This is a genomic window from Myxococcus dinghuensis, assembly GCF_024198235.1.
Lineage (GTDB): Bacteria > Myxococcota > Myxococcia > Myxococcales > Myxococcaceae > Myxococcus > Myxococcus dinghuensis.
In genome coordinates, this window is the sequence record NZ_JAKCFB010000053.1 from 42,110 (window position 1) to 53,792 (window position 11,683).

At 68.6% G+C, this 11,683-nt stretch carries 10 protein-coding genes; 2 read left to right on the plus strand and 8 right to left on the minus strand.

The genetic code is table 11. The annotated features are described in order from the left end of the window. Positions 1-2: 2 nt before the first annotated feature. The 7 genes from LZ198_RS38335 to LZ198_RS38365 all read right to left on the minus strand — a co-directional run bounded on the left by LZ198_RS38335 (position 3) and on the right by LZ198_RS38365 (position 8,089). The gene (locus LZ198_RS38335; RefSeq protein WP_253977114.1) at positions 3-1,196 is read right to left on the minus strand and encodes an acyltransferase family protein; all 1,194 of its coding nucleotides are present in this window, start codon (positions 1,194-1,196) and stop codon (positions 3-5) included. Then, positions 1,193-2,494: a UDP-glucose dehydrogenase family protein gene (locus LZ198_RS38340; protein WP_253977115.1), complete on the minus strand. Its 1,302-nt coding sequence runs from the start codon at positions 2,492-2,494 to the stop codon at positions 1,193-1,195. Before LZ198_RS38340 ends, LZ198_RS38335 begins: the two co-directional genes overlap by 4 nt. Before the next feature lie 105 nt (positions 2,495-2,599). Next, complete coding sequence (locus LZ198_RS38345; protein ID WP_253977116.1) at positions 2,600-3,571, minus strand: nucleotidyltransferase family protein; 972 nt, start codon at positions 3,569-3,571, stop codon at positions 2,600-2,602. 131 nt (positions 3,572-3,702) lie between these two features. Next, positions 3,703-4,206, minus strand: coding sequence for a hypothetical protein (locus tag LZ198_RS38350; RefSeq protein ID WP_253977117.1), 504 nt, complete (start codon positions 4,204-4,206; stop codon positions 3,703-3,705). Positions 4,207-4,316: 110 nt separating this feature from the next. Next, complete coding sequence (locus LZ198_RS38355; protein WP_253977118.1) at positions 4,317-5,342, minus strand: nucleotidyltransferase domain-containing protein; 1,026 nt, start codon at positions 5,340-5,342, stop codon at positions 4,317-4,319. Positions 5,343-5,346: 4 nt separating this feature from the next. Further along, entirely contained in the window at positions 5,347-6,834 is a 1,488-nt protein-coding gene (locus tag LZ198_RS38360) for an MraY family glycosyltransferase (protein ID WP_253977123.1), read from the minus strand. A 115-nt stretch (positions 6,835-6,949) separates the two neighbouring features. Beyond that, positions 6,950-8,089 (minus strand): glycosyltransferase family 4 protein, encoded by a 1,140-nt coding sequence (locus LZ198_RS38365; protein ID WP_253977119.1) that lies wholly within the window; start codon positions 8,087-8,089, stop codon positions 6,950-6,952. Here LZ198_RS38365 and LZ198_RS38370 point away from each other — a divergent pair. Together LZ198_RS38370 and LZ198_RS38375 are read left to right on the plus strand one after the other, a co-directional pair. After that, positions 8,088-9,377, plus strand: a complete 1,290-nt coding sequence (locus LZ198_RS38370; RefSeq protein WP_253977120.1) for an acyltransferase family protein — start codon at positions 8,088-8,090, stop codon at positions 9,375-9,377. The genes LZ198_RS38365 and LZ198_RS38370 overlap by 2 nt on opposite strands. Before the next feature lie 7 nt (positions 9,378-9,384). Beyond that, complete coding sequence (locus LZ198_RS38375; protein ID WP_253977121.1) at positions 9,385-10,329, plus strand: glycosyltransferase; 945 nt, start codon at positions 9,385-9,387, stop codon at positions 10,327-10,329. A gap of 469 nt (positions 10,330-10,798) precedes the next feature. Here the strand turns inward: LZ198_RS38375 and LZ198_RS38380 are convergent, their stop codons facing one another. Then, a complete protein-coding gene (locus LZ198_RS38380; protein ID WP_253977122.1) occupies positions 10,799-11,551 on the minus strand; it encodes a reverse transcriptase domain-containing protein in 753 nt (250 codons plus the stop codon). Positions 11,552-11,683: the final 132 nt, after the last annotated feature.

Genomic DNA, 11,683 nt, shown 5'->3' on the forward strand with positions numbered 1-11,683 from the left:
GCTCACGCCCCGGGCGACACCGTCCTCGTCGCCTGGGCACCCTCGGCATCCACCCAGGGTTGCAGCGCCTTGCGCACGCGGATGCGCAGGGGCGTCTCCACGTAGTGGTGCACCAGCAGCGACGTCGGCACCGCCAGCGCCATCACGGAGCCCAACCACCCCACCGGCGTGTGCAGGTCCACCCACGGCGCCAGCAGGCGCTCCAGCTTCACGGCCGCCTCGCTCGCGGGGTACTGCAACAGGTACAGCGCGTAGCTCGCCGCCCCCAGGCGCACCATGAGCGGGTGTGAGAGCCACCGGCCCAGCCACCCGCCGCCTCGCGCCAGCCCGTAGATGAGGAGCCCCGACGCGGGCGCCAGCAGCCCATTGTGCATCAGCGGATACGCGATCGCCTGGCCCGCCATGCCCGCCGCGACCAGGAGCGCCGCGCCGACGCCCGCGAGGACCGCGCCCGAGCCCCTCGCGACGCCCGCCTGACGCTCGCGAACGAAGCCCCAGCCCAGGAGCACCCCGAAGAGGAACTCCGGCAGGCGCGCCAACGGGCTGAACTTCACCAGCGCCAGCCACAGCCCGGCGGCCTGCACGTCCAGGGGGCCGGGCCCATCCGGTCGCACCACCAGGTACAGCAGGGGCGGCGTCAGCCCCAGCACCCAGACGGCGCCGAGCAGCCAGGGCAAATGCCTGGGATTCAGGCGCGGCAACCACCGCGTCAACCGAGGGAAGAGCGCATAGAAGAACGCCTCCACCGACACGGACCAGCCCGGGGGGTTCCAGTACAGCGCGAGCCTCGGCAGCCACGCCTGGACGAGCGCCAACGAGACGACCGCCCCCACCGCGAGCTTCGCGCTGGCCAGCATCCAGCCGTTGGCCGCGACGGACGGCGCGATGGTGGGCGGGGCGGACAACAGGAACGTCAGCACGTAGACGGGGTACACCCGGGCCAGCCGGGCGGCCTGGAAGGCCCGCGTGCCCGTCTCCATGCGCCCGTCCGCGTCCAGGTAGTTCCAGGCGAGGACGAAGCCGGACAGCACGAAGAAGACGCCGACGGCGGAGTAGCCCGCGCCCACGAGGTTGCCCAGCCACGCCGGGGCCGACGCCAACACCGGCCACGAGAAGTGGAACAACACGACGTGGAGGGCCGCGAGGAAGCGCAGCCCCGTGAGCGCGTCGAGCGAGCGGTTGCTGCCTCCGCTCACTTACGACCGATGCCGTAGTACGTGAAGCCCAGCTCGCGCATGCGGGTCGGGTCGAACACGTTGCGACCGTCGAAGATGACCGGGGCGCTCATCAGCGACTTCATGCGCTCGAAGTCCGGGCGGCGGAACTCGTTCCACTCGGTGACGACGAAGAGCGCGTCCACGCCCTCCAGCGCCTCGTAGGGCACGCTGGCGTAGCGGATGCGGTCGCCGAAGACGCGGCGGGCGGTGTGCGTGGCCACCGGGTCGTGGGCGATGACCTGCGCGCCCTTGCCGATGAGGCCCTCGATGACGTCGATGGACGGCGCCTCGCGCATGTCGTCCGTCTTCGGCTTGAAGGCCAGGCCCCACACGCCGAACTTCTTGCCCTCCAGCGAGCCGCCGAAGTGCTTGGTGGCCTTGCCGACGAGGAGCTTCTTCTGCCGCTCGTTGGTGCGCTCCACGGCGCGCAGCAGGTCCATCTCCAGGCCGAACTCACGCGCGGTGGCGCCCAGCGCCTTCACGTCCTTGGGGAAGCAGGAGCCGCCGTAGCCCACGCCCGGGAAGAGGAACGGGTAGCCGATGCGGCGGTCCGAGCCCAGGCCCTTGCGCACGAAGTCCACGTCCGCGCCCACCTTCTCGCAGAGCGCGGCGATGTCGTTCATGAACGAGATGCGCGTGGCGAGCATCGCGTTGGCCGCGTACTTGGTCAGCTCCGCCGAGCGCGTGTCCATGAACAGCACCGGGTTCTCGGTGCGCACGAAGGGGGCGTACAGGTCGCCCATCACCTTGCGAGCGCGCTCGGAGTCCACGCCGATGACGACGCGGTCGGGCTTGAGGAAGTCGTCGAGCGCCGCGCCCTCCTTGAGGAACTCGGGGTTGGAGACGACGTCGAACTCGATGCTCGTCACCTTGCGGATGGCGTCGCGCACCTTGTCCGCGGTGCCCACCGGCACGGTGCTCTTGTCGACGACGACCGTGTACTGCTTCATCGCCTTGCCGATCTGCTCGGCGGCGGCCAGCACGTACTGGAGGTCCGCGTCACCCGACTCGCCCTCGGGCGTGCCCACGGCGATGAAGACCACCTGCGCGGTGGAGACGGCCTCGGGGAGGTCGCGCGTGAAGAACAGGCGCTTCTCGCGCACGTTCTTCTTGATGAGCTCCTCGAGACCGGGCTCGTAGATGGGCACCTCGCCCGCCTGGAGCATGCGGATCTTCCGCTCGTCGATGTCCACGCACGTCACGTCGTTGCCCGAGTCCGCGAAGCACGTGCCCGCGACGAGGCCGACGTAGCCGGTTCCGATGATGGCAATACGCATTGAAAGAGTCCCAGGAGTGGGGAGGTTTCCTGCCTGGAACTCATACGCCGGGACGCGCTCGGAAAGGAAGCCCGTCCCCTCTGGCCGGACAGCGGCCGGGCGGCCTCACTGCCCCGTGAGCAGCCGACGCACTCTTTCCAAGCCCTTGAGAGCCGAGGACCGGCCGGGGGTGCTGACAGGACCCACCACCGTCCGGTCCAGCAATTCGCGCGTGGCCCGGCGCAGGGGCGGCAGCGCGGCGGTGGCGTCCGGCGCGGCCTCGGGGAACAGGCGGGCGACGATGGACAGCGACGTGTAGAGGGCGCGCTCCAGGCGCCACTCGGCGGCACGGGCCAGCAGGGTCGGCACGTCGAGCGGGCGCGAGTAGATGCCACCCATCCACTTCGCGCCAGTGACGAGTTCGCGAAGGTCGATGAAGGACAGCCAGGGTACCTCGTACCCCTGACGCGCGTGCTCGAGGCACACGAGCAGGACCGAGTCCTCCAGGTCGGCCCGGAACAGGGACGGGCCGTAGACCTTCATCGGCCTGGCGCGCTCGAGGATGCCGGCGGTCTGCTCGCGGCGCTGCGGGCCGAGGATGTCGGAGTAGAGGTAGATGGCGGTGCGCCCGTCGGAGACGACCTTGGCGGCGCCGCTGTGGGAGGTGTCCGTCTCCGGCTTGAACTCGTGATTGGAGAGGTAGCCGGCGAAGCCGTCCACGTCCATGCGGCGCATGAGCAGCTGCAGGTCGAGCACGGGGCGGAAGCCCACGTGCGGGTAGACGGCCTCGGCGAAGGAGGCGCCGCCGAGCATGACGAGCTTGCGGCCCTCGAGCTGGTCGACGACCTGCTTGAAGTTCACGAGCTTCATCACGTTGTCGTTGACGGAGCCCTGGTAGGTGGACAGGAGCCGGTCGCGGGCCCACTCGGGGGCGCCAGCGCCGCCCAGGCGGTACTCGAGATTGTAGGCGGCCAGCGGCGCCAGGCCCTGGGCGATGGCCCAGTCCACGTACTCCTCCCAGGGCGCGCCCTTGAGGGCGCCTCGCGGCGGTTCGAACGAGGCGAGGACGCGGAAGGTATCGAGCAGGCTGAGCGACATGGGGGCCCCCTTTAACGGGCCCACCGCGTGCCCTGCAACGACTGCCTGTGCCTGACCGGGTACTCCCCGTCATGGCGGGTTGATGGGCACCCGACAGACGCCAGCCCTGGAGGGCCGGAACCGAGGGCGCGTCACGCGGGGGCGGAGCCGTCCACGCGTCCGTCGAGCAGGGTGCGCAGTTGGGACGCCCCCCAGCGCAGGTCGGCCTCGCGTCGCCCACGGACGGCGCGCCAGAAGCGCACCGAACCGACGCCGGTCAGCACCGCGAGCGACACCGAGACGGGGCCTGGAGCCAGGAGGGACACGGACAGGAAGAAGGCGCAGAGCGCGGCCAGACCGAGCGTGCCCGCCCACTGGAACCGGGCGTGGGAATCCACCTCGAGGTCGGAGCCATCCTGTCGGGGGGTGAACCGGACCGAGAGGTAGGTGTCGAACCAAGGCACGTTCGTCGCGGTGGCCTGCCTGCGCAGCAGGAGCTGCTCGCCGTCGACCAGGGACTGGAAGGTCCGCGAGGAAGGGCCACCCCAGTTTCCACCCGCGGGCCAGAAGAAGGCCGTGCGCCCGACCTCGACGGACTGTGCCGCCAGGAGGCTCCGCGACTCCTGTGCGCTCCGGGATGTGGGGATGGTGACCATGGAGGGACCTCCTCGAGCGGAGCCGTCGACCTCTCCATCCACCACCGGAGCAGCGACGTGAAGGCGGATACGCGGGCCTGACGAGCCTCGAGAGAAGCCGGACGTTTCCTTCAGCGGACGACGGCGCGCAGGCGTGACCGCAGTCGCCGCAGGGAGTAGGCCGCCACGGTGCGTGCGCTCGGCGCGAGCAGCAGCTTCGCGGCCACCCACGCGGGCTTGTCGTTCAACAACTCCATGCCCGCCAATCGCGACGCCGTGAAGAGCCGCGCGGCCACGAGCCGCTGCCACGAGGGAGGCGCCAGCGCGGTCAGCACCTCCTCCGGAACAGGCGCCCCGAGGAGCCGGCGCGCCGTCTCCCAGCCATACCATGCCGCCGGAGCCTGCCCCGTCTCCCGGGCGGCTTCGACCACCCGAGGCCAGTCCACCCCCTTGCGCGCGAGCAGCTTCAGGTCGAACAACCACGCCAGTCGCTGGAGCAGGTGGTTGCCAGCGTGCAGCGACAGGTAGACGGCCTCGTCCTCGGGTCGCAGCCACCGCACCCGCCGCCCCTCCAGTGTCCCCTCCACGGCGCGCGCGAGCAGGGTGTCGCCTTCGAGGGGGTGGCCCCACGGGGACAGCGCGTGGAAGTGGAGCTCGACGAGCCCCACCGGGCCCTGCAGCTCCAGGTGGTGCGCGGACGCCTCGACGTGCCGTGCCGTGTCCGGGATTCGCGTCGTGAGCCCCAGGCGCTTGAGCGCGCGTGCCGCGGCGTCCACCTGGTCGCGGCGCACGAGCAGGTCCACGTCGCGCGTCGCGCGCTGGAGCGGGTCGGGATACAGGCGCAATCCCAGCCCGTAGCCCTTGAGCGCCACGGGGACGATGCCCTCGGCGTTGAGGACCTCGAGCGAGCGGAGGAGCAGCGCCTTCACCTGGATGGAGCGGGCCGCCCCCGAGAGGGACTCGCGGCGCAGGAGCGCACTCGCCTCGGAGGGTAGCGACCATCCGCCCTGCCCCACCGCGTGGGCCACGAAGCCGGCGAGCCCATGGCGCACGGCCGCGCGCACGAACTCGAGCGAGTCCTCTCCCGCGGGAGGGGGCAACAATGGCGCCGATGGCCAGTCCCGAAGCAGCGCCACGAGGGCGGTCGGACCCGTCACGCCGTCACCGCCTCAGCGCGACGACGCGGCCGGGCTCGGTGTCCGCGACGACCAGCAACCGTGAGGCCCGCTCGGCCACGGCGTCGGCCACCAACTCCAGGGCCAGCTCCTCGTCCCGGTTGATGGCGTCGCGCCCATCGCGCCACTCCAGGACGAGCTGCCCCAGCACCTGCTCCGCGTCCTTCACGTCCAGGCGGACCTCGTGAGGCAGGGCCAGTCCGGAGGCGCGCTGCGTCTCGAACACGATGCCGTCGGAGGAGACACCGTCGCGGACCTGCTGGAACCGCAGCTCCATCCGCGCGACCTCGAGCCCGTCGGCGAGGGGCCGCACGGCGCTCCAGACCTCCTGGAGCGAGTGCGTCGAGCGGATGGCGGCGGTGACATCCTTCACTACCGAGCGCAGGCGGATGTTGCGTTGACGGACCTGCTGCATGTCGCCCGCGCGGCCCAGGTCGAGGTAGCCCAGCTTGCGCATGAGCACGAAGATGACCACGCCCATGCCACACAGCAGCAGGGCGCTCTGCGCGCTGTTGGCGAAGTTGAGGCCCAGGGCGGTCAGCGTGAAGAGGCCGCACAGCGCATAGAGCACGAGCACCGTGGAGCGGTGACTGAGCACCCACCGGCTCATGACGCGGTGGTGGATGTGCTCCTTGTCCGCGCTGAACAGGGGACGTCCCAGCAGGGAGCGGCGCACCACGGCCAGCAGGGTGTCCATGATGGGCAGGCCGAGCGCCATGACGGGCACGAACATGGCAACGGCGGTGCCGCTCTTGGTGCTCGTCTTGATGGACACGGCGGCGAGCACGAAGCCGAGGAACATGCTGCCCGTGTCCCCCATGAAGATGGAGGCCGGGTTGAAGTTGAACACCAGGAACCCGAGGATGGCGCCGGCGAGCGCGGCCATCAGCAGGCACATCAGCACGTCGCCCCGGGCGAGCGAGAGGATGAAGTTCGTGCTCACGCCGAAGAACGCGACGCCTCCCGCGAGCCCGTCGAGCCCGTCGATGAGGTTGAGCGCGTTGACCACGCCGACCATCCACAGCACGGTGAACGGCAGGCTCAGCGCGCCCAGCGTCAGCTCGGGGCCGAAGGGATTGGCGATGACCTCGATGCGGAAGCCCAGCGCGTACAGCCCGAACGCCACGGCGAACTGCACGGAGAACTTGAGCCGCGCGCCCGCGCCCCGCAGGTCGTCGTAGAGCCCCAGCGCGGCGATGGCCGCCCCTCCCACGAAGAGACCGACGACGAGGTCGGTGTGGACGCGGAAGTGGTAGCCCACGCCGGAGTCGACGAGGAACAGCGCGCACAGGGGGGCGAAGAAGCCCGCGACGATGCCCACGCCGCCGAGCCGGGGGATGGGCCGGACATGCACCTTGCGGCTCGAGTTGGCCTGATCCAACCAGCCCCAGGCCAGCGCCTGGTTGCGCACGAGGAAGGTGAGCGCCAGCGCCACCAGCAGCGAGACCACGAAGGCGACGAAGAACGTAATCATGCGAGGGGCCGCGACCGACATGCTGACGGCCCCTGTCACGGCGCGTCAATGAGCGTCCTTGTGCGATAGCGGCAAGTCCCCGCGTCCGGCTCCCGAGAGAGCGGACGGACATGCCTCAAGCCGTCCGCTGCCGCAGGACTTCTTCATAGAGCCCGAGCGTCCGCCCCGCGATGTGGGCCCACGACATCGACTGGACTGTGTCATGCGCGACCCGGCGCATGGCGAGCAGCCGTGCGGGGTCTGTGGCCAGGGAGGCGAGCACGACCACGGGAGCCGCGGTGTCTCCCACGGGGATGCGCCATCCCGACACACCGTCCTGGACCAACTCGGAGGCGATTCCCACGGGCGTGGACACCGGAGCCAGGCCACACGCCATGGCCTCGACGATGGCCATCCCGAAGCCCTCGGTGTGGCTGGGGAACAGCAGGACCTCCTCGGACTCCAGCAGGGCCGGCAGGTCCGCATGCGCGTATCGGGGGACGACCCGCAGCAATGGGCGTACCCCTTCGGGGAAGGCCCCCCTTACCTCTACCTCCGAGGCGCCCGTTCCGAGCAGTGACAAGGTGAAGGGAACAGCACGCTGGTGCAGAGCGGCGGCCACCGAGACCAGCACGTCCCGGCCTTTGAGGGGCAGCCAGTTCCCGACGAAGACCACGCGAAGCGGTCCCCGAGGTCTCTCACGAGGAGCCGGGCGCCCCAGGAAGGCCTTGTCCAGGCCGTGCGGGATGACGGAGAGCTTCGCCCCCGGAACGCCGAGCCGCTCACGCGCATACGCGGCATCCAACGGGTTGAGCAGCACCGAGCGGTCCGCCAACAGCAACGTCTGCCGCACCTCCCAGAGCCGGAACCCACCATGGTAGAGCGGGTACTTCCAACTCAGCCCAATCCGCCCCTCACGCGCGTCGATACGCAGCCGGTCCGACAGCACATGCTCCAGCCCATGGCTGCGCGTCACCAGGGCATGTCGGGGCTTTGCTCCTGGACGGCCCAGCCGTGCCCAGGGCCACGAGTCCCCCGTCGTGACATCCAGCACATCGAAGCGGTGAGCCTGACGCGACAACCAACGAGCGAGCGTCCAGGGGAAGCGCAAGCCATGCGCGGCGGAGTCCCAGGGAGCCTCCGGAAAGGCCTGGCGGTAGTCGTAGTACTCCACTTCGCAGCCACGAGCGGCCAATGCCTTCCCCAAGGAGAGCGTGACCCCGGGAGCGCCCTGGTTCGGGTCCAACGGGTGGTGGATGGCGAGGAGGATGCGCATGCGTGTTCGGGAGACCCTGTCACATCCGGAGTCCAAGGAGCATGACGAAGGGCCCTTCATGGGGGCTGGCGTGAAGCAGGCTCCTCGCTCCCTCTCCCTGGCCCTGTTGACGTCCTTCGAGCGACAGCCACAATGCCCTCGTCCCATGCACGCCCCGGCCGCCATCGACTGCTCCACCGCGCGACGACGCATGGATGGGCTGGATGTGCTCCGGGCTTGCGCCATCCTCGGCGTGCTGCTGTTCCACGCCCCAGAGGTCGTGCACCACGCCCTCCCCGCTCCCCTCCGGGCCGCGTTCACGCACGGTTGGATGGGCGTGAACCTCTTCTTCGTCCTCTCGGGCTACCTCGTCGGCAAGCAGGTCTTCGCACCGGAGGATGAAGCTCCCTTGGGGACACGTCTTCGCGTCTTCTGGCTCAAGCGTTGGATGAGGACGCTGCCACTCTACTTCGGGGTGCTCGCGATCTACGCGCTCAAGCCCTGGACCGTGGGAACACCCTTCCTGGGGGGCGGCTGGCACTACGCGGTGTTCCTCCAGAACTTCTCGATGCCACGCGACTTCGTGCAGAGCTGGTCTCTGTGCGTGGAGGAGCACTTCTATTTCGTGTTACCGCTGGTCGCCTTCGCACCGGGCGCCCGCCGGTGGCCAGCCTGGGTCTGGCTCCTGCCCTTGGGATTGAGCATCCTCGCGCGGGCGCTCTTCATCCGGGGACTTCCCCTGAACCAGCCCCTCGTCCTCCTCGCCGAGGGCGCCCCCTGGTCCACGGACCAGCACCTGGACGGGCTGGCCGTCGGCGTGTTCCTCGCGAGGACCTCGGCCACATGGAGGGACTGGTCCCGGACCTCTCGCCTCGCGTGTGCCTTCCTGGGCGGGGTTGCGCTGCTGGTGACGGTGGTGCGATGGGGCGCGGTCGTGACGACGACAAGCCACCCGTGGATTCACGCGGGACTCGCGGTGGGCTTCGGCGGCGTGCTCATCGGCGTCGAGTCGCTCCAACTCGCACGGGGATTCCGCTGGAGCGTCCAGCAGGTGGCGCTGCTGTCCTACGGGGCCTATCTCTGGCATGGCCTCGTGGTGCGAGTCGCCGAACGGATGGGTGTGAGTCTGGGCCTCTGGAGCCTGGACCTGCTGACGTTCCTATTGATTACCCTGGGCGGCGCCTGGGTGACCTACTTCACGGTGGAGAAGCCCTGCCTCAAGATCCGCGACGCAATACTGGAGCGGTGGAAGCTGCGCGACGAGTCCCCGCTGCGTGACAACATGACCGGACAGAAGTCCGCCCCCTAGGAATCCCATGCTCGGCGTCACCTTGGTCATCCCGACATACAACGGCGCGAAGCGTGTCGAGGCGCCACTGCGGGCCATGGCCGACCAACAGGCTTCGAGCGAGCGCTTCGAAGTGGTGGTGGTGGACAACAACTCGAATGACGGCACTGCGCACGTGGTGGAAGCAAGCACCGCCGTCGCGGCTCTACGACACCGAGGTGTCGACGTCCGAGTCGTGTCCGAACCCCGGCAGGGATTGCTCTTCGCGCGACTGCGCGGAATCCAGAGCGCACGACGGGACATCGTCTGCTTCCTCGATGACGACAACGTCCCCGAGTCGAACTTCGTCACGGACGGGCTCGCGGTCTTCGAGGACCCGAGCATCGGCGCGGTGGTCTCACGGCTCTATCCCCGATACGAGACCCCCCCTCCTCCGAGCATCGCCCGACGAGAACACCTACTCGCCATCAACCACCGCCTGGGTGACACGCCGATCGACTTCGGCGCGGCGGCGACACTTGCCCCCACGATTGGAGCAGGATTGTGGCTGCGTCGCGCCGCATTCCTGGAGGCGGTCCCCTGGCAGACCCCCGAGAAGCTGCTGCCAGACCGCCTGGGCAAGCAGCTCCTGAGCGGGGGGGACATCGAGTTCGGCTACTTGCTCGGAAGGGCGGGCCACCGTCGCGTCTATGCGCCGGCGCTGAAGGTGTGGCACCTCATCCCGCCCTCCCGCTTCGAGACGCGCTACTTCCTCCGGCTCATCACCGGCGTGGTGCGCAGCGAGCAGACCCTCCAAGCCCGCTACCTCGGGCACGAAAGCACTCGCCTTCGCCGATTGAAGAACTGCGCAGGCCTACTCGTTGCCGCCCTCGCCGGCCCCCTCCTCGCCCTACGTGAAGACCCACTCAGAGAGTTCTCTTTCGTGCTCGCCAGTCGCTGGGCCAAATTCCAAGGTCCATTCCCTGGTCCTTAACTGATCGAGATACTCTCGAGCCTGCGGTGGCATCCGCCGTCAAGCAACAGTCGCTGTAAACGGTGAAACGTCGCCATTGCTCCATCACCGAGACATTCGTCACGGCCCGAATGCCCGCGAGAGAACGACACAACGACCCTGGCGAGAACAACAATCCCAGCCAGAGACACTCTCACAACAAAACGCGCCGCAGAGCCTGCTCACAAATAGAGAATAGAGCTATCTCTTCCAATACGACTTGGTCACTTCGAGAATACGTGAGAGCGGGCGGACTGTTCCCCAGGCATGACGCCAACGCAGCTGAGCGGCTGGAGGGGGAGCTGGAGAGCTTCCTTGAGTCGATGTTCGCGGGCCTGGGCCGTGTAGAGCGGCGACGGGCGATGGACTGGTACATCAAGGGTCGCGGTAGGGACGGCTCTTCACCCGTGAAGGCTGGAGCCGCCCCCCGCACAGATCCCAGCGGGCGCTGCTAACGCACTGGGCTCTTGCCTTGAGTGGTGACGTCGAACCGCTCTTCAGGCCAGGGGTGCTGGATACGAGCTTTCGGAAGCCATCGGTCCACCAAGGTCTTCATCCTCGCCCAGTTCGTCCGGTCACGCTGGCTCCGGCGCCGGAGCGCCCGGTACCAGTGCTGGCCGACCTGAGTTCGGAATCGCCCCATGGCATAGATGTTGGTGGGAACTGCATGGTACGCGAAATAGCCGCGCACCACGGCTGCAAGCCAGTTCCCCTGCTCCGGGATCGGCAGATGGCGACGTCGCTGAATTTCCGCTTTCACGTCCTTCAGCTTCGCGTTCATCCGCCCCCGCATCGTGTGCCGTTTAACCAGATAGAAGCCTGCCTTCGACTTGCCGCAGATGTGAGTAAACCCGAGGTAGTTGAAGGTTTCTGGCTTCCCAAGCCCACACCTCGCTCTGCTCTTGGAGGCGAGCCTCCCGAACTGAATGAGGCGTGTCTTCTCCGGGTGCAGTTCCAGAGCGAACATCCGCAGTCTCTCGCGGAGGAGCGCCAGGAACTGCTCGGCATCCGAGCGGTCCTGGAAACCTACGATGAAGTCGTCCGCGTAGCGCGTGATGATGACATCACCTCGCGCCTGCTTTCTTCTCCACCGTTGGAACCAGAGGTCGAGGACGTAGTGGAGGTAGATGTTCGCCAGCAGCGGCGACACCGTCGCGCCCTGGGGCGTGCCTTCCTCGCTCGCCCGCCACGTCCCCTTCTCCATCACACCGTAACTGTTCGCCGTGCCCCGTCCCGGCGCCGTGCTGACCCGCCCGGGACGACCGGCGGGAGCTGCCGTCAGTCCTGACTCTTCGGAAGTGTGACCGTGCCTGGGTTCTCGATGGCGGCGAGAGCG